22 protein-coding genes are annotated in these 22,506 nt (G+C 71.0%); 8 read left to right on the forward strand and 14 right to left on the reverse strand.

Translation table 11 applies throughout. The annotated features are described in order from the left end of the window. Nucleotides 1-48: 48 nt before the first annotated feature. The 7 genes from ASF47_RS17800 (at nucleotide 49) to ASF47_RS17830 (ending at nucleotide 6,837) form a co-directional block, all read left to right on the forward strand. Complete coding sequence (locus tag ASF47_RS17800; RefSeq protein WP_162242291.1) at nucleotides 49-675, forward strand: exonuclease domain-containing protein; 627 nt, start codon at nucleotides 49-51, stop codon at nucleotides 673-675. Nucleotides 676-732: 57 nt separating this feature from the next. Beyond that, nucleotides 733-996, forward strand: coding sequence for a DUF7455 domain-containing protein (locus tag ASF47_RS17805; protein WP_056865382.1), 264 nt, complete (start codon nucleotides 733-735; stop codon nucleotides 994-996). Nucleotides 997-1,173: 177 nt separating this feature from the next. After that, nucleotides 1,174-1,494 (forward strand): hypothetical protein, encoded by a 321-nt coding sequence (locus ASF47_RS17810; protein WP_056865383.1) that lies wholly within the window; start codon nucleotides 1,174-1,176, stop codon nucleotides 1,492-1,494. Nucleotides 1,495-1,685: 191 nt separating this feature from the next. After that, nucleotides 1,686-2,285, forward strand: coding sequence for a single-stranded DNA-binding protein (locus ASF47_RS17815; protein WP_056865384.1), 600 nt, complete (start codon nucleotides 1,686-1,688; stop codon nucleotides 2,283-2,285). A gap of 123 nt (nucleotides 2,286-2,408) precedes the next feature. Next, a complete protein-coding gene (locus ASF47_RS17820) occupies nucleotides 2,409-2,981 on the forward strand; it encodes an HNH endonuclease (protein ID WP_056865385.1) in 573 nt (190 codons plus the stop codon). A gap of 111 nt (nucleotides 2,982-3,092) precedes the next feature. Continuing rightward, a complete protein-coding gene (locus tag ASF47_RS17825) occupies nucleotides 3,093-6,026 on the forward strand; it encodes a peptidoglycan DD-metalloendopeptidase family protein (protein WP_056865386.1) in 2,934 nt (977 codons plus the stop codon). A gap of 259 nt (nucleotides 6,027-6,285) precedes the next feature. Then, the gene (locus ASF47_RS17830; protein WP_056865387.1) at nucleotides 6,286-6,837 is read left to right on the forward strand and encodes a hypothetical protein; all 552 of its coding nucleotides are present in this window, start codon (nucleotides 6,286-6,288) and stop codon (nucleotides 6,835-6,837) included. A gap of 35 nt (nucleotides 6,838-6,872) precedes the next feature. Here ASF47_RS17830 and ASF47_RS17835 read toward each other — a convergent pair whose 3' ends face one another. From ASF47_RS17835 to ASF47_RS17895, 13 genes are all read right to left on the reverse strand, one after another. Next, nucleotides 6,873-7,724: a hypothetical protein gene (locus tag ASF47_RS17835; protein ID WP_056865388.1), complete on the reverse strand. Its 852-nt coding sequence runs from the start codon at nucleotides 7,722-7,724 to the stop codon at nucleotides 6,873-6,875. A gap of 156 nt (nucleotides 7,725-7,880) precedes the next feature. Next, a complete protein-coding gene (locus ASF47_RS17840; protein ID WP_056865389.1) occupies nucleotides 7,881-10,661 on the reverse strand; it encodes a hypothetical protein in 2,781 nt (926 codons plus the stop codon). 8 nt (nucleotides 10,662-10,669) lie between these two features. Beyond that, on the reverse strand, nucleotides 10,670-11,251 hold the full coding sequence (locus ASF47_RS17845) for a hypothetical protein (protein WP_056865390.1): 582 nt from the start codon (nucleotides 11,249-11,251) through the stop codon (nucleotides 10,670-10,672). Between the two features lie 147 nt (nucleotides 11,252-11,398). Continuing rightward, on the reverse strand, nucleotides 11,399-11,797 hold the full coding sequence (locus ASF47_RS17850; RefSeq protein ID WP_056865391.1) for a hypothetical protein: 399 nt from the start codon (nucleotides 11,795-11,797) through the stop codon (nucleotides 11,399-11,401). A 232-nt stretch (nucleotides 11,798-12,029) separates the two neighbouring features. Then, on the reverse strand, nucleotides 12,030-13,022 hold the full coding sequence (locus tag ASF47_RS17855; protein WP_056865392.1) for a sigma factor: 993 nt from the start codon (nucleotides 13,020-13,022) through the stop codon (nucleotides 12,030-12,032). A 150-nt stretch (nucleotides 13,023-13,172) separates the two neighbouring features. Further along, on the reverse strand, nucleotides 13,173-14,042 hold the full coding sequence (locus ASF47_RS17860; RefSeq protein ID WP_056865393.1) for a hypothetical protein: 870 nt from the start codon (nucleotides 14,040-14,042) through the stop codon (nucleotides 13,173-13,175). A gap of 61 nt (nucleotides 14,043-14,103) precedes the next feature. Beyond that, a complete protein-coding gene (locus ASF47_RS17865) occupies nucleotides 14,104-15,126 on the reverse strand; it encodes an HNH endonuclease family protein (RefSeq protein WP_156698000.1) in 1,023 nt (340 codons plus the stop codon). Nucleotides 15,127-15,213: 87 nt separating this feature from the next. Next, complete coding sequence (locus tag ASF47_RS17870; protein ID WP_056865394.1) at nucleotides 15,214-16,677, reverse strand: DUF7007 domain-containing protein; 1,464 nt, start codon at nucleotides 16,675-16,677, stop codon at nucleotides 15,214-15,216. Nucleotides 16,678-16,775: 98 nt separating this feature from the next. Beyond that, the gene (locus tag ASF47_RS17875; protein ID WP_156698001.1) at nucleotides 16,776-17,720 is read right to left on the reverse strand and encodes a hypothetical protein; all 945 of its coding nucleotides are present in this window, start codon (nucleotides 17,718-17,720) and stop codon (nucleotides 16,776-16,778) included. A gap of 55 nt (nucleotides 17,721-17,775) precedes the next feature. Beyond that, nucleotides 17,776-18,480 carry a hypothetical protein gene (locus tag ASF47_RS17880; protein WP_056865396.1) on the reverse strand — a complete coding sequence of 235 codons (705 nt, stop codon included), beginning with the start codon at nucleotides 18,478-18,480 and terminating at the stop codon, nucleotides 17,776-17,778. Nucleotides 18,481-18,559: 79 nt separating this feature from the next. Beyond that, nucleotides 18,560-19,780, reverse strand: coding sequence for a hypothetical protein (locus ASF47_RS17885; protein ID WP_056865397.1), 1,221 nt, complete (start codon nucleotides 19,778-19,780; stop codon nucleotides 18,560-18,562). Nucleotides 19,781-19,814: 34 nt separating this feature from the next. After that, nucleotides 19,815-20,066 carry a hypothetical protein gene (locus ASF47_RS17890; protein ID WP_056865398.1) on the reverse strand — a complete coding sequence of 84 codons (252 nt, stop codon included), beginning with the start codon at nucleotides 20,064-20,066 and terminating at the stop codon, nucleotides 19,815-19,817. Nucleotides 20,067-20,124: 58 nt separating this feature from the next. Next, nucleotides 20,125-20,991, reverse strand: coding sequence for a hypothetical protein (locus tag ASF47_RS17895; protein ID WP_156698002.1), 867 nt, complete (start codon nucleotides 20,989-20,991; stop codon nucleotides 20,125-20,127). A gap of 70 nt (nucleotides 20,992-21,061) precedes the next feature. Here ASF47_RS17895 and ASF47_RS17900 point away from each other — a divergent pair, with 70 nt between their 5' ends. Next, a complete protein-coding gene (locus tag ASF47_RS17900; RefSeq protein WP_056865400.1) occupies nucleotides 21,062-21,244 on the forward strand; it encodes a hypothetical protein in 183 nt (60 codons plus the stop codon). A 10-nt stretch (nucleotides 21,245-21,254) separates the two neighbouring features. Here the strand turns inward: ASF47_RS17900 and ASF47_RS21235 are convergent, their stop codons facing one another. After that, nucleotides 21,255-22,328, reverse strand: coding sequence for a hypothetical protein (locus ASF47_RS21235; RefSeq protein ID WP_056865401.1), 1,074 nt, complete (start codon nucleotides 22,326-22,328; stop codon nucleotides 21,255-21,257). Nucleotides 22,329-22,506 lie beyond the last annotated feature (178 nt).

The raw sequence follows: 22,506 nt of genomic DNA on the forward strand, positions 1-22,506 counted from the left end.
GACCCGGCCACGTGCGCGCTGTCGGTGGCGCCGGACACGATGCGAAGCATGAGCGCCCGTGCACGGTTCTGCGCCCCGGCGGGACAGATCCAGTTCCTGGTCACCGACCTGGAGACCACCGGGGTCGACCTGTCGCGTGACCGTATCGTCGAGATCGCTGCCGTGGCTCTGACCGCCGACCTGGAGCAGGTCTTCACCTTCCGCTCCCTGGTGCGGCTCAACGCCTACGGTCGGCGTCGGATCGAGGCGGACGAGTTCGTCCACGCCATGCACCGTGGCTCTGGCCTGCTGGACGACCTCGCTCAGCCCGGGCTGCCGACCCTTCGGGCCGTCGAGCGGGATCTCGTCGACCTGCTCGATGCCCACGATGCCCCGACAGGCGGTGTCACCCTCGCCGGGTCGGGTGTCGGGCGGCTGGACCTGCCGATGATCCGCGTCCAGATGCCAGCCCTCGCCGCCAGGCTGTACCACTCCCCGCTCGACATCGGCGCCGCCCGACGTCACTACCTGGTCAGCACCGGCTCGATGCTGACCGACGTCAACGAGTCCAAGTCGCATCGAGCCATGGACGATGTGGGCTGCCACATCGAGGAGATCCGGCGCTTCCGCGACCTGTACCTCGACCACGCGCAGCGTCGTACCGATGGCGGCGCTGACGCACCTGCCACGGCCTGAGTCGCCGCCGTCGCGCCCCGGGTGCGCTCCGGTCTTCGTGCCGCACACCTTCTTGGCATGACCGCCACCACGCAGACCGCCCCCGGCCTCACGACCGCGGAGTCGCCGAATGCAACGCCCCGCCGCTCCCTGACGGCTGCCGACCGCTGCGACCGCTGCGGCGCCCAGGCCTTCATCGCTGCCGAGTTCACCGCCAGCGAACTCCTCTTCTGCGCCCACCACGGACGAGAGCACCGCGACAAGATCGAGTCGGCCATCACCGTCGACGAGACCTCGAAGTTGGCCCCGACGAACCGGCAGCAGGGCCCCGTCCACGCCTGAACCAGCACCAGCACCAGCACCAGCACCAGCACCAGCACCAGCACCAGCACCAGCACCAGCACCAGCACCAGCACCAGCACCAGCACCAGCACCACCAGCACTCCCCCACCTCCCACGACGATCGCCTCAGGCGATCGCCCCTGAACCGCCCGGTGCCTCCGGGACGGAAGGAAACCCGTGACCACCCCCAGCCCCGCCGCGCAGTCCGCCATCGAGTCGACCACCTACCCCGTCGAGGTGCTCGTGCCTGACACCGCGGCAGAGAAGTACGACGCGATCCTCTCCGGACTGGCGCTCTTCGAGGCGCACGCCAGCAACGACACCGAGGCCGTGCGTGCCTTGCTGTCCGGTCAGACGCCGGGTACCGCCCTGAACTCGGTGCTCTTCGCCACCGACCTGCTGGTCGAGGCGTTCTCGGCCCACTCGGTCCACACCGCTGGCGACCTCATCGGCGCCTTCCGTCGCCAGGTCCTGCACGACCAGGCCGCGCAGGGCTGAGCACCCCGGGGACCGCCGGTGGACTAGCCATGCAGTCCCGGCGCGACCCCTCTCGTCGCCCGTGATCCGCGCGGCGGCACAGATACCTCGAAGGCAAGCAGCGGGAACGCTGCCCCTTCGTCGGGGCCCGACCACCCTGGTCCGGCCCTCATCCAGAGCCCTCGTGGCATGAGCAGAAGGGGCGCAAGCCCATGAACAACACCTCCTTCGTCGGCAACCTCGTCGCGGACCCCATCCTGCGCACCGGCCAGCAGTCCGGGAAGAACCGCGCGACCTTCACCATCGCCGTCAACGAGGGCGAGCGCGGCACCGACAGCGAGAAGACCACCTTCGTCGACGTCACCGCGTTCGGCACGCTGGGCGAGAACCTGGTGGCCTCGGCCAAGCGGGGGCAGCGCCTCCTGGTCATCGGTCGCTTCGACCAGTACGAGCAGGACCTGTTCCGCAAGGACCCGAACAACGAGGCCCAGGTCGTCCCCGTCAAGATCAAGCGCCTCTCGTTCATCGCCTCCGCCGTCGGCCCGGACCTGCGCTGGGCCAGCGCCCAGATCACCGCCAACCCGCGCCAGGACAACACCCAGGGCGGCCAGAACGGCGGCTACGCCGCCCCGCAGCAGGTCGCCCAGCCCCAGGTCGCCCAGCCCCAGGTCGCCCAGCCCCAGGTCGCCCAGCCCCAGGTCGCGCAGCCCCAGGTCGCGCAGCCCCAGGTCCAGCAGGTCCAGCAGGCCCCGCAGGTCGCGCAGCCCCAGGTCGCCCCGGCGTACTCCGGCGGCGGCGTGGACGACTTCTGAGTCGTGTCCCGCTGACCATCGCGGCCATCTCGCGCGAAGGCGCCTTGCCCACGCCGGGCAGGGCGCCTTCGCCGTGCCACACACACCACGCCCGCAAGGGCGCCCAGCAGACCAGGAGGCCCCATGCGACTGATCCGAGGATCGCTGTTCGCGTTCGTGCTGGCCCTCATCGGCCTCGCCGTCTCCACCGTGACCGAGCCGCCCCGGAGCGCCCCCGACCTCCCTGCGGAGGCACACCCCGCGTTGCGCGCCTGCTTCGAGGGAGTGTGGTGGGTGGTCGACTTCGTCCTGACCTACCCGCTCTACGCGATCACCGCTGTGGCCGTCGTGTGCCTGCCGATGGCCCTGTCCTCGCTGTCCACGCTGCTCCCGCGCCGCATCCACACCGACCCTCAGCGACTGTTCACCAACCAGCAGCGAAGCATCGCCTCCTCGCGAGCAGGCGGGCGATGCGAGATGGAGACCATCTTCTTCACTCGCTGCCGCCGCCTCGGTGCGGCCGGTGACCACTGGTACCCGTGGTCCCTGGGCGGGGCCACCACGATGGACAACCAGGTGTGGGCCTGCACCTCGTGCAACTCCTCCAAGGGCGCCCGGATCCCTACCTTCTGGCAGACCGCCCGGCTGGAGATGCGCCGCCGCCGCTACTTCCCGCCCGATGCCAGCCTGCGCCCCGGGGACCGCGTCCGCGCCTGACCCCCTCTCGGCCGCGCCCACCGCCCCACCCCGCCCCGGCACGGTGCGGTCCCGACGCTCCGGTGCGCATGGTCCCTGGCGAGCACCGTGCCCAACGACAGGACCACCTCGATGCCGAACGCCGACCCCGCCTCCGGCGAACCGTCCCCCGCGCGCCCCAACCAGGGCGCCCCGGCGAACCAGCCACGGACGCCCTTCTCGGGGCGCTTCGAGGCCCCGGCTGAGACCGAGACCGGCGGGTCGTCGTCGAAGGGGTTCGCTCACGCCTTCACCACCGACAAGCCCCGCAACCCGGGCGGCCGCCGAGACGCATCGCAGCCGGGCCGCTTCGCCAACGCCTTCGACAAGGCCCTCGCAACCGGCGCCGCCGCGGCCAGCGCAGGATCCGGCCAAGGGTCTGCTGCTGGGTCTGCTGCTGGGTCTGATGCGCCCGGCACGGGCAGCGCGGGCAAGCCTGCCTTCGGGGCCGCGAGCGCGGCGGCTCGGGCCCGAGCGGCTCACGCGCAGGAGGCGACACCCCAGGGCGCGCGGCAGCAGACCAAGGACGCCTCGCCCTTCAGCGGAGCGTTCCGCCTCGGCGGCGCGCGGGGATCGGGTGAAGACGGCAAGGCCACCGTCAAGGACGACGTCGCGCGCACCGCGGAGGCCGCCAAGCAGGGCGCCAGCATCGGCACCAAGGTCGGGGGCCCCGCTGGTACCGCTGTAGGTGCCGCCATCGGTGGCGTCGTCGGCATGGCTGGGTCCAAGCGCGGTCGGGTCCTGCTCGCGCTCGGGCTGCTCACCGGGCCGCTCGGTGTCGCGGCCGCGATCACACTGGTCCTCGTCATCGTCGTGGCGGCCATCGGCGGGGGCTTCGCAGGCAACCAGCAGTCCAGTGCCGCCGTCGGCGTCGCCGCGGCCACCGAGGACGGGCTGACCCAGGATCAGACCGCCATGGCCATGAACATCGCCGCGGTCTACAACGTGCCCTGGGAGATCCTCGCCGCCGTCCCGTTCCACCTCGACGTCGACCCCACCGGACCCGCGCAGTCGTTCACCACGGCCGCCCGGTCCAAGGCCATCGAGGGTGACGAGCCCGTGGGCGCCATGGGTCTGGCCTTCGACCCCACGCAGGACTACGTCGACAGCACCGGGACCACGCCCATCGACTTCGAGGGGATGACCAACCCGGTCACCTCGATGACCTGGGTGGCGCGGGCGTTGAGCAACGAGATGACCGGGCGCGACGCCAGCGACGTGACCCTCGACGCAGGAACCGTCTCGACCGCAGACCGTGAGGACATCGCGGCCTACGACATCGAACTGGGCACCAGTGACGCCGATAAGGAGGAGGCCGAGGATGCCAAGGAGCACTTCACCGACGCCTTGTCCAGCCTGCCCTTCGCAGAGGCCGAGACGCTCGCCCCGGTCGTCTACGACATCGCCCTGACGTGGCACCTCGGTGGGCGCGACGAGTGCGACACCGGCGCGAGCGCCGCATCGGCCCCGTCCTCCGTCGCAGGCATCCCCCAGGTCGCGCTCGACGCCTACGTCTCGGCGGCCGAGAAGACCGGCGTCGCGTGGTACTACCTGGCCGGGATCGGGTTCGTGGAGACCCAGCACGGAACCTACGCGGGGTCCGCGCCGGACACCGAGGGCAACGTCGTGCCGAAGATCATCGGCATCCGCCTCGACGGATCCAACAACACGGCCGTCATCCGCGACACCGACAACGGTGCCCTGGACGGCGACACCTCCTACGACCGGGCCGTCGGCCCGATGCAGTTCATCCCGTCGACGTGGGCCACGATGAGCGCCGACGGGAACCTCGACGGCGAGAGCGACCCCCACAACATCTGGGACACCGCCCTCGCCGCCGCCCAGTACCTCAACGCCAGCGGCGCCGCGAAGGACATCAGCGGCGCCATCCGTGCCTACAACCACTCCGACGCCTACGTGGCTGCCGTGCTGGAGAAGGCCGAGGAGTACAAGGCCGCGCCCGCGGCGCCGACCAGTGGCGCCTCCGCACAGCCCGCCAGCGCGAACGCCCCCGCGCCCACGGCCGATGCGGCCGCCGGGGGGCAGCAGGGAGCCGGTGACGACTCTGGTGACGACTCCGACTCGGCCAACGGCGGCTGGACCCAGCCCCTGCAGCCCGGCACCTACACGCTCACGGCGCGCTTCGGCGAGAAGTCGTCCTACTGGACCTCGTTCGCGGTCGGCCACTCCGGCCTGGACTACGCCGCCCCCGCTGGGACGCAGGTCTTCGCGGTCAACGCGGGCACCGTCACCAGGCTCGGCGACGGCGGGTCCTACGGCAGCAACTACATGGAGATCACCCACGGCACCGTCGACGGAAAGCAGATCGTCTCCCGCTACGCCCACATGCAGACCGCCCTGGTCTCCCAGGGCGACACCGTCGACTCGGGGCAGTTGATCGGCGAGGTCGGCTCCGAGGGCAACTCCACCGGGCCTCACCTGCACCTGGAGATCACCGTGGGGCCCCCGCTCGCCAACGGCGACCCGAACTTCGTCGACCCCGAGACCTTCCTGGCCAACGCCGGTGTGCCCCAGGCAACCGCGGGCGAGGACTGCGTGCCCACCTCCGGCGACCAGAACTTCGAGACCGGTCCCGATGGCGCCTGGGGCGGGTTCTCCAACGGCAAGATTCCGGCCTCTGCGCTGCAGCAGTTGTCGTTCTCCCCCGCCCTGCTGCGGCCCGACGCCGCGGCGGCGCTGGAGGCGCTGAACACCGAGTACAAGGCCGAGTTCGGCTGCGACATCGGCCCCGTCGGCGGGTACCGCTCCTACGAGGAGCAGGTCGCCCTCTACGCCCAGAAGCCCGGCCTGGCCGCGACCCCGGGAACCTCGAACCACGGGTGGGGACTGGCAGTGGACCTGTCGGGCAACTGCAACGGCAACGGGGGGATCAACATCTTCGGGACCCCGGCCAACGACTGGATGCAGGCCAATGCAGGCGAGTACGGCTGGCTCTTCCCGTCTTGGGCGGTGCGCGGCGGCGGGCGCGAGGAGCCCTGGCACTGGCAGTTCGCGGTCGTCGAGTGATCCCCGAACCCGCCGAGCCCCAGGCCACCGCTCTGGCTGCCGACGTGCGCCGCCGCACCTCCGTCTGCGGCACAGAACCCCCGTCGACCTTCTGCCCACGGAGTCTCTGATGACCTCTCTCCCCCGTCCGCGCCGTGCTCGCCTGGCGTGCGCGTCGACGCTCGCCGCGGTGGCTCTCGGGACCGCTGCCTGCTCGTCCCCGGAACCTCAGGACCAGCCTGCCGCTCCGGCAGCGACCGGGTCGGCGCCGCTGGGAGGCGTGTCGGACCCGGAGACCTCCGACCAGGAGCAGGACGGCGGCCCCGACGAGACCAGCGCCGCGACGGGCTCCGGTTCCTCCGACCGCAGCCCGATCCGGGCGACCGCCAGCGACCCGCGTTTCGACCTGACGATGCCGTTCTCTGAGGTCGAGGTCGAGGCAGCAGCCCAGACAGCCGTGAACTTCGCCGACGCCTACCTCGACGTCGACTACGCCAGCCCGGCTGCCAGCCGCCGCGTGGAGGCGGTCACGCCGTTCCTGGCGCGCGTGCACACCGTCGACCTGACCGTGCTGACCCCGAGCGGTTCAGCAGCCGATGCGGCCCGCCGTGATCGCCTGACGGTGGGTGCCGACGTCGAGCGAGTCCGCCTCGACGTCATCTCCTCCCGCCTGGTGCTGTTCGACCTGGCGGCGACCTCCACGGTGCGTCGTGACGGCTCGCCCGACACTGTCTTCGAGCAGACCTACACCGTCTCAGTGATCCCCGAACGCGACCAGTGGCGGGTCCAGGCCTTCAACCTGCCCGAGGACGAAGGCGGCGAGGGCGAGTAGCCCTCGCGGCGACAGCCGGACGGATGCGTGGCGCATCACCCTGAAGCGATGACGACCTGACCCGTCTGGATCACCGTGTCGTTGACGTCGTCCTGGGCCGCCTTGATGCGCTGGTCGAGCCGGTCGTGGAGATCAGCCAGGTCACCGCGGATCAACGCGGCCTGTCGCTCCGCGCGCGCCCGCTCGCTGTAGTTGTCCGGGTTGGTCACCTCGTGGCCGTAGCAGCGGACCCCGTTCTCGACGTAGACGTCCCAGCAGGAGCGCACGCCCTCTTCGGTCTCCACGAGGTGCTCCTGGGCCACGAGCATCGTGCGCGCGCTCTCGGAGCCGCTCAGGGCCGGGTCGCCGGAGAGGTAGTGGGCCGCGCGCACGATGAAGGTCGCCTTGGCCACCGCCCGGGTGTCGAGGCGGTGCATGACCGTGGGGCGCTGCCGTAGCCGGTCCTGCATGTGAGAGATGAAGGCCCGGCGAGCCTCCGCGCGCTGCTGCTCCCACGCGGCGCGAGCCGGGCCGGACGGGTCGGCCGGAGCGGGGTAGACCGCCTCCCAGCGCTCACGAGGCACGCGGTCCCAGATCTCGTGGACCGTCTCGATGGCCTCGTCGAAGGTCTCCACGTAGGCCTCACGGATGCGCGAGAGCACGTCGTCGGGCACCTCGACCTGCTCAGCGAACGCCACGATCTGCTCCACGTCGCGGAAGATCGGAGGGAAGAGGTAGGAGCCCTGAGGCAGCGTCGAGGCTGCCCCGGCGACAGGGTGGGCGGACCCGAAGAGGTCGACGCTGGCCTCGCTGCGGGGCTGGACCCCGAACTCACCGTTGCTCTGGCGGGCGGCTTCGCGTCGTGCGACGTGCCGCGGCTCTGTGGCCCAGACGGGCTGATCGGTCATGGGTCCTCCGAGATCGCGACGATGGCTGCGCTGGAGCGTCACGGTCGCCGACCGCTGCGGTGCGGCGCCGATGCGTTCCGGGCGGGATCTTCTCACGGTCATGGTGTGCGGTCGTTCCTCTCCTCGCTCGTGTCGTCACCCTGACCAGGCGCATGACTAGACGCGTTCGGTCACCGAGCGCTGCGGCTGCGCGGGCCCGGCGTCGGGGGCCTTGGCTCCGGCCTGGCCGGTCGGGGCGGTGCTGGGCTGGGAGGGGCGAGCGGCGCCCGGCCTGGCCTCGCGAGCAGCCTTGGCCCTGGCCTCGTCCTGGGCGCGCTTCTCCTCGATCTTGTGCTTGGCGTAGGCCTCGGTCTCGGCGGCCTGGTCTGCCGAGAGGCGGGTCCGCACCAGGCTTCCCTTGCGGGCCTGGCTGCGCAGCACCGCGAGGGTGGCCACCCCGACTCCGCCCACGCCGCCGGTGGCGACGGTGAGAGCCCCGACGGCCCCGACCTTGGCGCCGGTGTTCAGTGCGTGCTTCCCGGCGCTGGACATGGCCCCCAGCGGGTCGCTCTTGACCTTCTCTGCCGCCCCCGCGACCGCGTTGCCTGCCCGGGTCTTCAACGAGCCCGCCTCCTTGGCCTTCGCTCGCTGGGCGGCGATGGCTGCCTGGCCTTCCTCGCTGGCCGCCCACTCCTTGCGGGCGCCCGCCTCGGTGGCCTTGCGCTCGCGCTCCGCAGCGCGCCGCTCCAGGGCGGTCGCCGGGGTCTCGCCGTCACCACCGGTGCCGGTGCCGGGCTTGGTCTCGGTGGAGGTGCCGGGGGTCATCTTGGCCTGGCCGTTGCTCTCGGTGCGGGTGCCGTCGAGGCTCTTCTTCGACTTCAGACCCGCCATGGCCGACTGTCCGCTGCTCTTGGCGGCCGACTTGACCCGACCGCCCATGCGCTGAGCGATGAGGTTGGTGGTGCCTGCCCCGATCGCTCCGCCGACCGCACCTCCGGCGGCCGCCTTGCCCCACGCACCAGCCGCAGCGGGGTTCATGGGTGAGGGGACGTTGGCCTTCTTGAACATGTAGTGGATGGCGTACGCAGCGACCGCGGGGGCGACGCCGGTCCACATCACCGGCATGACCCCACCGAGTCCGGTGGGCAGCGTCTTGTTGCCGACCTCGACCAGGATGGAGGTGAAGAGGGTCAGCAGCGCCAGCAGGATGCTCGCGCCGTAGGCGAAGAACGAGATACCGACGTACTGCTTGGCGTACTGCGCGACTCGGCTGAAGTCGGCGTTGGGCAGCAGCGCCGCCAGGAGTGCGACGAGCACCCCGACGATCATCACCAGGGCCAGGATCTTGGCGAAGATGATGGCCAGCGCGAACAGGCCGAAGACGACCATGAGCAGGAAGGCGCTGAGGATGTAGACCCCGACGATGACGATGCCCTTGCTGTCCTCGGTGCCGTGGAGGTTCTTCAGGAAGTCGGTGTCGGCGGCGCTCATGTCGCGCTCGTCGTCCTCGCCGTTGCCGCCCTCGTCGACCTTGTTGCCGCCGTCCTCCCAGTCGAAGGCGTTGAGGTTGTCGCGGTCCTCGGCGGTCTCGCTGTCGAAGGCGCCCCGGCACTCGTCGGTGGTCGACTCGGCGCCGTTGTTGTCGGGCCACAGGCCCATGCGGTCTCGCGGGATCGACCAGCCGGTGTTGGAGGCGCCGGACTCGTGGGAGCAGGCGGCCCAGGCCACGTAGGTGCGGTCCTTGTAGGTGGAGTCGCTGGGAAGGTCCCAGGCCCAGGCGTCGGTGTCGATGGAGTCGACGCCGGTGCCTCGCATGATCCCGGCGATGGTGGCGTCCTGAGGGACGTCGTCGTTGGTGCCCACGGGGATGTCGGCGTTCTCCTCCAGCACGCGGCAGAACATGATGTCGCCGTAGTTGTTGTTGGTGCCGAACTGGGCGTTCTTCCATGCCTCCAGCCCGGACTGCTCCCAGAACCGGTTCAGGGCCAGGGGCATCGCGCTGGCGGCCTGGTAGTTGCGGTCGGCGGAGATCCGGAAGTTGTCGCGGTAGGCGCGCCGCAGCGAGTTCATGTAGCGCTCGCACGAGTAGGGGCTCTCGGTGGAGTAGTTGGGGGCGCCCCCGGCGCTCTCGGTCGCCTCGGGGGCGGTCACGTTGGAGAACTTCTCGACCATGGAGCCGGTCATCTCGGTCACGACGCTGTCGACGCTCTTGACGAACCATCCCGGCGACCCGGTGCCGGGTCGGTACATGGCGCCAGACTCATCCGCGCCACCGCCGGTGGACTGGTTGGCTCCGTTGACCATGATCACCAGCAGCCCGATGATCAGGCCCTTGGTGAACAACTTGCCCACGATGGAGCCCTGGCCGCCCATCATCGAGCCGATGCTGCCGCCGGAGGACGAGGATCGGATCAGGGCGATCATGTAGACGAAGAGCGCGAAGACCATCAGCGCGGTCAGCAGGGTCGACTTCAGTACCGCGGTGCCGAGTTTCGCGAACGTCTCGTCGGCGAGGCCACCGGCCTGCTCCAGGGGGCAGAAGGCGACGGCGTACTGCACGACGCCGGTCGACAGCGACCAGAAGGTGTTACCCGCCGACATGCCGAGCGACAGGATGCCTTCGCGCATGATCGAGTCGGTGATGGCGAGGGTTCCCAGTCGAGTGTGGAAGGTCATCGCGTCGCCCCAGCGCATGACCGGAAGCAGGTCTGCTGCCGTACCGCCGTTGGCCGGACCCCCGCCACAGATGCCGCGCCCGGTACCACCGGGAGCGACCGCGGCGGCGTTGATGGCGACGGGCCGCTGCGAGGCCGAGGTGCCGGGGTCGGCGCCGGTGCCGGTGGTGGGGCCGCTGAGCCCGGACTGCGGGCTGGCGGCCGCGAAGGAGTTCATGCCCAGGCCGAAGACGATGGCGACGAAGACGACGAGGGTCAGCATCCCCCGGCGCACCAGGCTCATGTTGGGCATCATCGGATCTCTCGGTCGGGGGCGCCGGACGGGGCGAAGAGGGCTGCCGCGAGGTCCTCGGACAGGTCGTCGGTGGTCGCACCAACGGCTGCATGCGTGGGACGCTCGGTGTTGATCTCGGGCAGGTGGGCGGCTCGCTTCGGGGCGCGCCGTTTCGTGGGTGCGTTGCCGAGCGGCTGTGATCGCGGGACGTCGCTCGGCGTGGTGTAGGCCGCTGCTGTGGTCATGAGTCGCTTGACCTGCGAGTCGCTGGTGTCGATGGGCAGACCGCAGAGGTAGAACTGGTCAGCAGCGCGGGCCTTGCGGGTGTCGAGCAGCGCTCGGTAGGTCCGCAACTGCAGACCCTGAGTGGAGCGGCGGTAGAACAGCAGTGCCCCCAGGCCGAGGACCACAGGCAGTGTGACGAGGCCGAGTTGGCCGACGAAGGCGAAGGCGAGGAAGGTCAGCGGGAGCGCCGCGACGAAGGAGCCGAGCAGGACAAGCCAGAGCCGCCAGTTCAACTCCACGCTGCCGATGACCACGGTGCGCTGCTCAGCGGCTTCCCTGCCGGTCATCTCGGTGAGCACGTAGAGCGGGTTCATGACGGGGTGTCCTCTCGGCGCTGGTGCGCCAGGGCGCGTCGCGAGAAGCCGGGGTGGCGTCTCAGTGGTGAGCCTGTGCCCTAGGCCGCTCCCCGGCCGCCACGAGGAGCGTCGGGGCGCGGGGAGCGGCCTAGTAGGCGAGGAGGCTCAGGCCTCGTTCTTCGCGTCGTTCCAGATGGAGATGACCCCGTTGGCGACGGTGTCGAGGATGAAGAGGAAGACGGGGAACAGGACCGCGGGCGCGGAGAGGATGGCGCCGACCAGCAGCGCGCCCCACACGGCACCGGACTGCCCCATGCCGCCGCCACGGCGCCGGTCCCACGCCCACTTCAGCACGGCCAGGACGACCAGGCAGACACCGACGATGCTCATCAACTTCTCGATGGCGCCGAACCCGGTGGCCCCGACCAGGGTGTCCCAGAAGTCGCTGAAGGCCGACTCCAACTGGACCGGCCCCTTTCCGGCCATCGCGGTGATGGGGCCACCGCCGGTGGCGGTCGTGGTCGACGCGCCGTTGACCATGGCGGTCATCAGGGTGGTGTTCATGGGGTGCTCGCTCCTTCGTGTACCGGGCCGGTTGTTGGCTCCGGGGCTTCTGGTGTGGACCATGCGCACAACACGCGGTGGTCGGTGACGCGGTGACGTGCGAGAGATGGGCCAGGTGCGGCCGGACGTGACGAGACGGGCCTGCTAGGTGCGGGCCCGTCTCGTGTTGTCGTGGTGGTTCACCCTGCGCCGGTGATGGGCTTCGGGTCTGGTCTCGGTGGGTGACTGGGGCTCAGCGGGGCTTGGTGGCCGCGCGCAGCGCCGAGTCCCACATGCCGTAGGAGTAGTCGGGGTTGGCCGAGAGCAGGTTGGCCACCGCGGCGCGGTCGCGGATGTCCTCACCGGGCCACGGTGCGAACAGGGCGTTCTCGGTCTCGACGTCGAGGGTCTCGTCCTCCCAGCGCGCGACGAGGGCCTGGACGTCGGTGTCGGGGGTGATCGACCGGCGGGCCGCGGTGACGTTGCGGTGGCCCAGGTGGGGGGTCTCGATGAGCGGGGCCCCCTGTCGCTCGGCCACCGCGTTCCACAGCATCTTGCGTGCCTCACGCAGGTTGCGCTCCTCGCCCTCCACGCCGTCGAGCGCCCGGTCGAGCCAGGAGCCGGGGGCGACGTCGTTGTGGGAGACACCCCCGAGGGAGGCCCGGTCGAAATAGGAGTGGTCGTCCAGGACGCGGTCGCTGTCGGCGACCTCCCAACCGCGGACGTTCTGCACGAACTCCGGGCTGGGCCGGTGACGCGCGTCGTGCCAGTTCTCGCGGATGTCGTGCGCCATCTCCCGGATCTCCTCCGTGGTCGGTTCCTGGCCCTGCGACTGCTTCTCGGCGATGCGGCCCGCCAGCGCCCGGTAGGCCGCGAAGTCCTCGGCCCGCACCGAAGCACGCCCTGCGCGAGCAGCCAGGTTGGATGCGGAGGTGTTGATGTAGGCGTGGACGTTGTCGACACGTCCGCCGCGGGCACGCCGCTCCAGGACGGCGACCAAGGCGTCCTGGGCCACGTCGTCTGCGGAGTAACCGCGGTCGGCGGAGCCGGTGGACCGAACGACTCGTCGAGCGGCCTTCTGGGCCACCTCGAACATCCGGGCGTTCGCGTCGACGTCCGACCAGTCGTAGTCGAGCAGCGCGACACCGTCGGCCTCGGCTCGCGGCTGGACACCGAACTCACCGGTGGCGTGACGCGCGTTCTCGCGCGCGGTGGCGGCTGAGGAGGAGATGGTCTGGCGGCTCATGCCAGGTGGGTGTGCGGGGATCTCGGCTGCCGCTCGGCCCCGGGCAAGTTTTACTTTCGGCGGGTGCAGCCAGAGGCGCGTGCCGCACACGTTGCGCCAGCGTCGAGCCAGCGCTGAGGATCACGGGCTCGGTCTGGCCACCGCCGGGGCCTAGGAGACCTTGGCGGTGGCGGCCACCTTGACCGGCTTCGCGGTGCACCCGGGCGTGAGACGGCACTTGGTCGGGACGGTGCCCGCCACGACTGACCATCCGTGGGCCTGCGCCGGGCTGATGGCCCGCGGCAGCGTCTCGTCGTCCCCGTCCGGGGCGACCGGGGCGGGGGCCACCCCCTGCTGCTCGGGCGCCTCCGCAGTCGCGTGTTCAGCGGTGCCCGGTTCGGTGACCGGAGCGTCGACGACGTGGAAGCAGGAGGGGCAGATCGCGATCGTGACGGTCGGGGTGAGGCGCAAGAACGGGAGGAAGGCCTCGTAGCGGTCCAGCAGTGCTTCCTGCTCTTCGCTGAGCACGATCCCGGCAAGGGCCTTGCGGAACCACTCCAGGTCGTTGGCCTCGCGCTCGATGGACTCTGTGCACCGCTGGTCGATCTCGGCCCAGGACGCGCAGCGCAGGTGCTTCATGATCCCCAGGGCCAGACCGACGGCTCGCGCCAGGGGCTGGCCCTCGACGTCACGGAACCGCACCTCCTTGATCCGAGCGGCGGCGCCACGAGAGACCGCCTTGGCCGCCTTGGCCGCCTCCTGCACCACGCCCGAGTCCACGCCCGAGTCCACGCCCGAGTCCACGCCCGAGTCCACGGGCGCCGCGGCGGCGGCGCTGTCGAGGGCGTCGCCGTCCCCTGCCTCGAAGCCGCTGGCGGGATGCGGGTGCGAGGGAGTCGCGATGACCAGGGGCACAGCGGCTGCGGGCGCGTAGTCGTCGAAGTCGAACTGCTCGGGTGGCCCGTCGTAGTCGCCCCATGACGAGGCTGTGTCGCCGAAGTCGTCGAAGTCGCCGACGGAGGCCTCGGTGCGGGTGGTCACGGGGTCCCTGTGCCGCTCAGCCCGGGTCGGCGACGGCCACGACCCGGCTCGGCGGGCGCCCTCACGACGGGCACGAGGCCAGTACGCGACCCATGGCGTCCTTCTCCGGGCCGGTCACCCACAGGTCGTACTTGGCCTTCACCGCGATCTGCTGGGAGATGTAGGCGCAGCGGAAGGACTTGTTCGACGGCAGCCAGGTCGCGGCGTCGGCGTCGCCCTTCTGACGGTTGCTGCTGGGGTCGGCGGCGAACAGGTTCATGGGGTCGTTGGCGACGGCGGCGCGCTTGGACTCGCTCCAGTACTGCCCGCCAGTGACCCACACGTTGCCCAGGGCGACGACGTGCTCGATGTCGAGGTCGGTGGCGTACTCGTCGTCGTTGGCGTCGAAGACGTAGTCGGCGGTGCCGGTGTAGCGCTCGTAGCGCACCACCCCCGAGGCGACCTCGCAGTCCGAGCCGTCCTCGAAGACGATCGCGACGAGGTCGCGGGCCAGGACGTCGTTGCGGGTGTCGCAGCCGTTGCCGGTCCAGGCGAAGTCCCCCGCCGCGTCCGACCATTCCGAGCCGTACTCGTCGCGGCTGTAGCCGGTCATGGCGGCCTTGCCCTTGACGTCGAGGTCGGAGAGGGCGGCTCGGGCCTTGGTGTAAGCCTCGGTGGTCATGAAGGGGATGGGGGTGCCCTTCTGGCCGCTGGCTCCGTCGCCCTGCTCGTCGGGGCGGGCCGGGACGTGAAGACCCTCGCGGGTCATGAGTCGCTCGAAGGCGGTGAAGTCGAAGTGGCGAGCCTCGGCCAGGGTCAGGTCACGCGGCACGAGGGCGGCGGCCTCGGGGCCGTATCGCCGCTCGACCTCCGCTCGGGCAGCGCGGACCGCGGCCTGTCGAGCCTTGCGCTGAGCCTCGTTGCGGACCTCGTCGACCGCGCCGCGCGCCTCCATGACCCGTTCGATGCCCGGGATCGTCCAGGTGGCCATGTTGGGCAGGCCCGTCAACTGGCTGAGGGTCTGGGTGGCCCCGATCGAGTTGGCGTAGCCCCACACGAGGGTCAGCACGGGCAGGGCGATGAACAACTTCAGGGCTCGACTCATGATGTTCAGGTGTGCGGCACCCTCGGCGCACCGCTCCCGGCGGTCAGGGTCCCGTGCCCGTCGCCTGGATGCTCACTGCCGCCCGGCTCACTCCAGGACGATGCCGCGGCTGGTGAGGATCTTGGCCATGGCGTCCTGACGCATCTGGTCTCGCTCGGCCTGCCAGGCCCGGGCGCGCTGGTCCTTGGCGGACGACATGTCTCGGTGGACGGCCACGGCGGCCTCGTAGTCGGCGGCTGCCTGGTCGCGCTTGGCGATGCCCGCGGTGTCGCGGCCCCCGAAGGTGGCTGCCTTCGCCTTCTCGTAGCGCACCCGGGCGCGCTCCTTGGCGATGTAGGCCCGCTGGGTCTCGTCGGAGGTGTCGACGACGCTGGTGAGCGCGTCGTAGGTGGCCTTGGAGACCGGGGTGTTCCTGGAGCCTTCGTAGTGGACGCGGTAGACGACCTTGTCACCGTCGACCTGGGGGCTCTTGCCGACGACACCGACACGCTTCATGTGCTCACCGAGCGTCTCGACGGTCTGGGTGCCGTCGTCGTTGGTGAAGCGCCACTGACGGCCCAGTTCGGCGCGGGCGCGGGCGCCCTGGGAGACGGTGAGTCCGTTGGTGTCGATGCACAGGTCGTCGCCGCGCTGCGGCGGGTTCTCGGCCTGCGCCCACTCCCAGGGACGGTCAGGCTGGGTGTTGACGACGTCGGTGACGTCGATGTGGCGCTGGGGGTCGACCAGGGCGTGCTTGCCGTAGGAGCCGCCGTGGATGACCTCGTCGCGGGACATGAGGAAGGTGCGCTCCTCACCGGTGGCGTCCATGCGGGCGCGGCAGGCGGCGTAGCCCGGCGGGATCCAGGGGGCGTGGGTGTCGCCGTTGCCGAGGGTCACGAACTCCTCGGCGTGCGCGGCGCGGAAGGCGTCCTTGTCGGACTGCTTGGCGCGGTCGCGCAGGGTCATGGACTCCTCGATGCCGACCTCGATGCCGGTGGCCTTGGTGTAGGCGTCGGGGTACCAGTTCTTGACGCTGGCCGCGCACGCTTCGCGGATCGCGTCGTGCTCGCCGTTCTTGTAGTGCGGGAAGGCCTCGGGGTGATACATCCCGACGATGTTGGACTCGCAGTCCTCCTCGTACCAGCCCGAGGCGTTGCGCAGGGCGGTCGGGATGGCCAGGTTGCGCTCGCGGCTGACCTTGATGCCGCCGTGGCCCGGCGTGTGCACCACGGTGATGCCCGCAGCGACCTGGGTGGCGACGTCAGCGTTGCCCCAAGGGGTGCGCGAGTCGGTGCCCACCCCGGTCTGGCCCCACTGGCGCTCCTCGGCGTCGCGGCGCTGCTGCTCGGCGAACTCCTCGTCGAGGCGCGCCTCGGTGGCGGCGTGGACGGCGATCTCCGCGGCGATCTCCGCTCCCAGGTCCGCTTCCAGGTCGGCGGCCGGGTCGGCCCACGGGTCGATGGGCGCCCCGGTGAGGTTGATGCCGTTGAGGTCGGCCTCGCCACGTGTCTTGGTGGCGTAGGTGCCGTCGCCGTGACGGTTCTGCTGCTGGGCGGACTGGGCTGCGCTCATCTGGGTTGCCATGCACATCAGGTGTGCGGGGCGGCCTGCAGGCGCTCCCGATCCCGCAGGGCCAGCCGCGAGCCGCACGCGGCTGCTCTCGGGTGGCTTCAGTCTTCGCTGCCCGCGGTCCGCTGCGCCCGCTGCGCCCGGCGGAGGGCGGTGTGCTCCATGAGGACACGCGGGAGGTGGCCGCTGGCGTCCTGCAGCCCGGCGCGCTGGTCGATCTCGGCCTCCAGGCCGCGCGCTTCCCACGACTCCAGGCGCTTGCCGGTGTCCTCGCGGTAGTAGAGGTCCGAGTGGATGCCGGGCACGCGGGAAGGCTCGCGCACGAGACGGAAGCGCTGCGGTTCGCCGGGGCGGTCGTCAATGTCGTGGTCGAGGAGGACGACGCTGAGGGAGGGGCTGCCGTCGTGGTCCTCGTCGGCGCTGTCGAGGCCGGAGAGGATGACCTTCTGCTGTTCCCCTCTCATGGAGCGCTCGGCTCCCTCGATGGTGAACGTGCCCTCAGAGGGGTCCAGGGTGACCCGCGACTTGCCGGTGGGGTTGACCACCGCGGCTGAGCGCCAGACGGTGACGACGGCGTGGCTGAAGTCCTTGATGTCGGCGTCGGCTCGTTCGGTGGCGCGCACGGCGTTCACGATCCGTGCAGCAGCGCGGGCAGCGCGCGCAGCCTCGTCCTGCGGCTGCGAGCCGAGGTAGGCGCTCAGGGTCTCGGCGTGGGCAGAGGTGTCGACTGCCCACACCGAGACGGTCTCGCCGTCGGCGGAGGGGTGCACGGTGAACCGGGCCCCGGTCTCACTGAGGTAGGTGACGGTCTCGGTGCTGAGGTCGTAGGCAGCCAGGCCGGTCAGGTCGCTGTCGTTGATGGCGTCGACCGCGGCCCGCCGGACGGGGTTCTCCACGATGCGGGCGACGGCCTGCTCGACCGCGTCCGGGCCGGGGTCCAGGCCGAGGTCGACACTGCCCTCGATGCGGGGCACGGTGGCGTACTTGCCGTCGCCGGTCCGGTTGGTCTGCTGGGCGGCCTGGGCAGGCGACATCGGGTGGCTCATGCCTGAGGGGTGTGCGGGCGCCAGGCGCAGCGCTCGGGCCCGTCGGCAGCGCGACTCACCTCTGCAGGCTGGTGGCGTACCCCGGGTTGAAGTGCGCGGGGTTCATCGACCGCATCCGCCCCCGGGCGACGGCTTCGGCTGCGGCGAGGCTGTCGTAGGTCAGGCCCGAGCCGGAGCCTCGTTCATGGGTGTAGTCGACCTCGGTGCCTCCGGGGTCGGCGATGTCGGTGTGGGTGACCACCTCGGTGAGGTCCTCTACCGCGTAGCGCACCGGCAGCGGGATGGAGTCACCCTCGTCGAGTTCCTCGATGGCGCGCCGCTCGTGCTCGGGCTTGGCGCACCACTCCTCGAAGGCCTTGGTCGCTTCCTGCCAGTCGCTGTAGTCCAGGTCGTACAGGTCGCTGTCGCGGCGGCCGACGATGAAGGCGGTCTGGGTGATGGAGACGAAGGGACGCTCGTCATCGGGGATTGCCCAGGTCAGCCGGTTGGAGGGCTCGGCGCCCAGCGAGCAGTCGCCTCCTACGCCGACGCCGACGCCCTCGGCGTCGGGGTCGTAGTCACCGGTGGTGGCCGCGTTGTCGATGAGCACGGGCGAGCCGGTGGCCTTGGCTTCAGCGATGGCTGCCAGCACCCGCGGGTCGGTGCCCGACGGTTGGGGGCCGCTGAGGTCGAGGGGCGCCTCGGGTCGGTGCTGCGTGGCGAAGGTGCCGTCGCCTGCACGCGGGTGCTGGGACTCGTCGAACCGACCAGGAGCGCTCATGTCCTCTAGGTGTGCGGTTCCCGACGTCAGCGCTTCGTGGCCGGGTCGGCCCCGGCCCGCGACCGGCCCAGTGACGGGCTCAGCGGTCGAGGCGCTGGGCCTGGGCGCCGGGGCCGGTGTCGCCGGGCGCGGGCACGCGCTTCCACGTGTGGCCGCGCAGGTTTGAGGTGGTCTGGTGACCGGTGGTGGTCTGCTCCAGGATGTACTCGACCTCGCCGTTCTCGCCCCACTGGACCCCGTCGTCGTCGGCGCCGAGGATGACGCGGGCGGGCTTCTTGCCCAACACCCGGTAGGACGTGGAGCCGTACATGGGTGAGTCGGTCATGACGTCGTCGCCGACCTTGGCGCGTCCGTTGGCGATGCGCTTGTCGTAGCGGGGGCCGTCGGGGTGCAGCGGGGAGATGTCGGTGGTCGAGAAGGAGCGGTAGAGCCCGTAGCGCACGTGGCGGTTCATCTGCTCGATCGTGTCGTCACCGAGCACTCCCCCTCCGGTGTAGGCGTGGGCGGTGATGCGCTCGGACAGGACCCTCGCTGCCTCGGCCTCGAACCAGTCGGGATCGGAGAGGTCGACACGGTCGGCGTGGACGGTGACGGGGTCGCCGTGGTTGAGCAGCGCGGAGGGGCGCTCGTTCGTGCCGTCGCAGTAGATCGCGACGACTCCCGCGCGACTGGAGTCGATCCGGGTGATGACCGAGCCGTGGACGGCCTGCTGGTACTCGGGCAGCGCGCGCTGGGTCGGGTGCAGCCGCTGCCCGACCTGCAGGTGGCGCGCGGACACCTGCTCGGCGCGGTCCCAGTCAGGCTCGAACCCGACGACGTCGGGGCCTGCGGCGTAGCGCGTGGCGTATTGCTCGCAGGCTTCGCGCCATTCGGGGTTGGTGATGCGAGCGAAGGCCTCGGTCGTGGTGGCCGGGCGGGCTGCGTCACCGAGCATCTCGACGGCCCTGTGACGAGCCTCGGCCAGGACCTCGTCATCGGGGGCACCGACCGCACAGTAGATCTCGCCGACGTTGACGCCGTCGCGGTACAGGTCGTGATCGAGGGGGTAGCGGTCGTGGTCGGTCTCGGTGGCGCGGACCTCCCAGATCGACGACGACCCGGGCACTTGAAAGGCCTCGCCGACCAGGTCGCCGTCAGGGATGTCGTAGGCGTCGGCGTACTCGTCGGGCTCCATGTCCTCGTCGAGGTCCTCGTCGAGGTCGAGGTCGACGTCGATGGCCTCGGCGAGGCTGAAGGTGCCGAACCTTCCGTCGGGGCGGCGGGCGTTCTCGCGGGCGGACTCAGCGGCGGGGTTGGTCATGCCTGCTGGGTGTGCGGGGAGGAGATGCGCCGCTTCAGCGCGAGCGCTGTGCCATCTGCTCGGCGGCCGGACGGGCCATCATCGCGTAGAGGCTGGAGATGATGCGCCGGTCGCTTGCGGAGTCGAGGTCCAGGAGGCTGACCGGCTCTGCGGGGTGACCCTCGGCGGCGCGCTGGGCCTGGATGCCCGCAAGCATGCCCTGGGCGTGCTTGCGCGTGGGAGTGGGCCTTGTCCTCGTGGCGGGGCTCGTGGCGGGGCTGGCAGCAGGGCTGGTGGTGGTGGGCATGCACGGATCGTGTCCGGGCCGGATGCGTCGGTGCACCCGGGTCCTGCCGGGTTCGCCGTCAGGCGAGGGCCGTGTCGTCGGCGTAGAGGTCGAAGCGGAGGTCGGGGTCGTCGAAGCCCTCGATCAGCCGGGTGCCCTGGGTGTAGCCACCGGCCCGGTTGGTGGTGCGCATGGGTGACCCCTGGTCGTGCTCGGTGCGCTCGATGGCCCCGGCGTGGGTGACGACGACCGACTCGAACGCCCAGTCCCCGATCTCGAAGTCGTCGCGACGGCAGTCGGCGATGCCGGAGGCGGTCACCCACACCGCGTCGTAGGCGCAGGCAACCTTGTCCCAGTCGATGACGCGCGCTGAGCCCCATCCGTCGCAAGCGAAGTCGGGGTCGTTGGGACATTCAGCCGCCAGTGCGCGCGCATCGGCGGCAGAGTCGAGACGGGCTACGCGCGCCTGCGCGTGCAGGACGACCGTGCTGCGGACGTTGTCGCGCCCACCGCCACGCATGTCCTCAGCGGCCAGGAACGCCTCCCACGGCGTGGGGGCGGGGTCGCTGCTGGAGCCCACGGTGAGCCAGAGGCCATCGAGCGGCTTGGGCGAGCGCTCGGCCCTCATGGGCTGAACCTTGGCCACGTCGACGGGTTGGGGGTGGCTGAAGGTGAGCGGCGGCATCTGAGCGCCTTCCACGACGGGAGTCGACGTCGAGATCGCTGTGGCGGCGCGTTCGTGGAGCAACGAGCGCAGGTAGCCCAGCGCCTCCTCGGCGTCCAGCGCGGCTTGGTCCTCGCGGTCCTCTTGATCCCCCGATGGGACATTGCTGGCAGCGGGGTCGGTGAGCACGACAGCGCTCTCGGGGCGTGGCTGGACCCCGAAGCGTCCGGTCCGGGTCCGAGCAGCCTCACGGGAGGCCTCGGTGGGGGCTCGGCTGCTCATGGTGGGCCGGTGTGCGGCGGCCTCGGCGCCCGCTCCCGGCGTGGTCGGCGGCCCGCTCTAGGCTCGGGCCATGCTCACGATCACGCTCGGCATCCAGGAGGTTCCTCCCGACCACCGCGGCGGTTACGAACTGGCCTCCGACGAGGTCACGGTCGAGGCAGCCTCCTACGAGGAGGGTGTTGCCGAGGCCACGAAGTTGATCCCCGAGGGGTGGCGCAAGATCTTCGTGCGCACTGGCCTGCCTGATCAGTGACCCGCCCGGCTCACGCGGCAGGAGATCGCCACGCCAGGGTGGTCGTTGCGGCTCCGCGGACGTGGTCGGTACCCAGGCGCACGCCGTTGATCGAGCGGCGGTACTCGATGCGAGCGGCCTTCATGGATCGGATGACGGCGCCGTCGATTCCGTCGCCGACCACCTCGCCGCCCAGTCGCTGTGCCAGCATGCCCGGGCCCGGGCCCGCTTCGCTGCCGCGTCGGTTCGCGTCCCACAGCACAGCCGTCGGTCCGACGAACGGGTCCATGATGCGCGTCAGGGCATCGATGCCCTCCTGCTGGGCGGCCACGACGTTGTCGGTGTAGCGGGGCGGCTGGTGGGCCACCACGATGCGGGCCCCGGCCACCTCGAACTGGAGCACTGATCGAGCCGGGTGACGACCCGACCCCTTCGGGCGGGACCACGTCGCGCGCAGGTCGGTCCAGACGATGTCCTTCACGGCGCCGAGACCGCGGTCGACGTAGGCGGCGAGGTTCTCCCTGCCCGGTCGTGAACTGTCGCGCATCAACCGGTAGCCGGGCATCGGCGGGATGTCGTACCGGATGGCCTCGACCAGGCCGATGATCTGGTAGCCCTCTCGCCCCATGGCGCGCAGTTCGCGCTGGACGACGCTGCTGGACCTGCCCGGCCCGACGTTGTAGATGATCGTGCGGGCCTCGATGCGCTGGGCTTCGGGGTCAGGGACGGGGATCGTCGGGTCGGGTCGTGGTGTTGCGGTCGCGGTGCCGGAGGGGTCGTAGTCGGGCAGCCCGGCCGCCGAGGGCAGCAGACCGGTCTCGGTGAACGCCGACCTCGTCGGGTCGGGGGCAGCGGCAGGAGCACTCGGCGCCGTTGTGGGCTGGGGGGCGGGAGGTGTGTCTGCCGGGGTCGGCACTCCGTCCGGCAGCGACGCGGCGGCGACCGGAGCGACCGGAGCGACCGGGGCGACCGGGGCTGCGGGGTCGGCGTTGGTGCGTGCCGCGGCGCCGACGCCGATGACGACGAGGGCCATGACCAGCACGGCGAGCAGGGCCAGGACGCGTGGCGTCGTGGCGTGGGGCTGACTGCTGCGGCTGGTGGTCACGCGCCGTCTGTGCCGCTGCTCGTGCGACGGCTGCCACCACCCCCACCCGGATGGCGCCTGGTGCGCCTGAAAGGGCGAACGCCCCTCGGTCCGCAGGACGAGGAGCGTTCGGTGAGCCGCGTGACGGGCGTGCGGATCCGGACCGTGTCCCGCTCAGGACCTACCTGAGGGGGCCAGC

This window comes from Nocardioides sp. Leaf285, assembly GCF_001422955.1.
Taxonomy (GTDB): domain Bacteria; phylum Actinomycetota; class Actinomycetes; order Propionibacteriales; family Nocardioidaceae; genus Nocardioides; species Nocardioides kribbensis.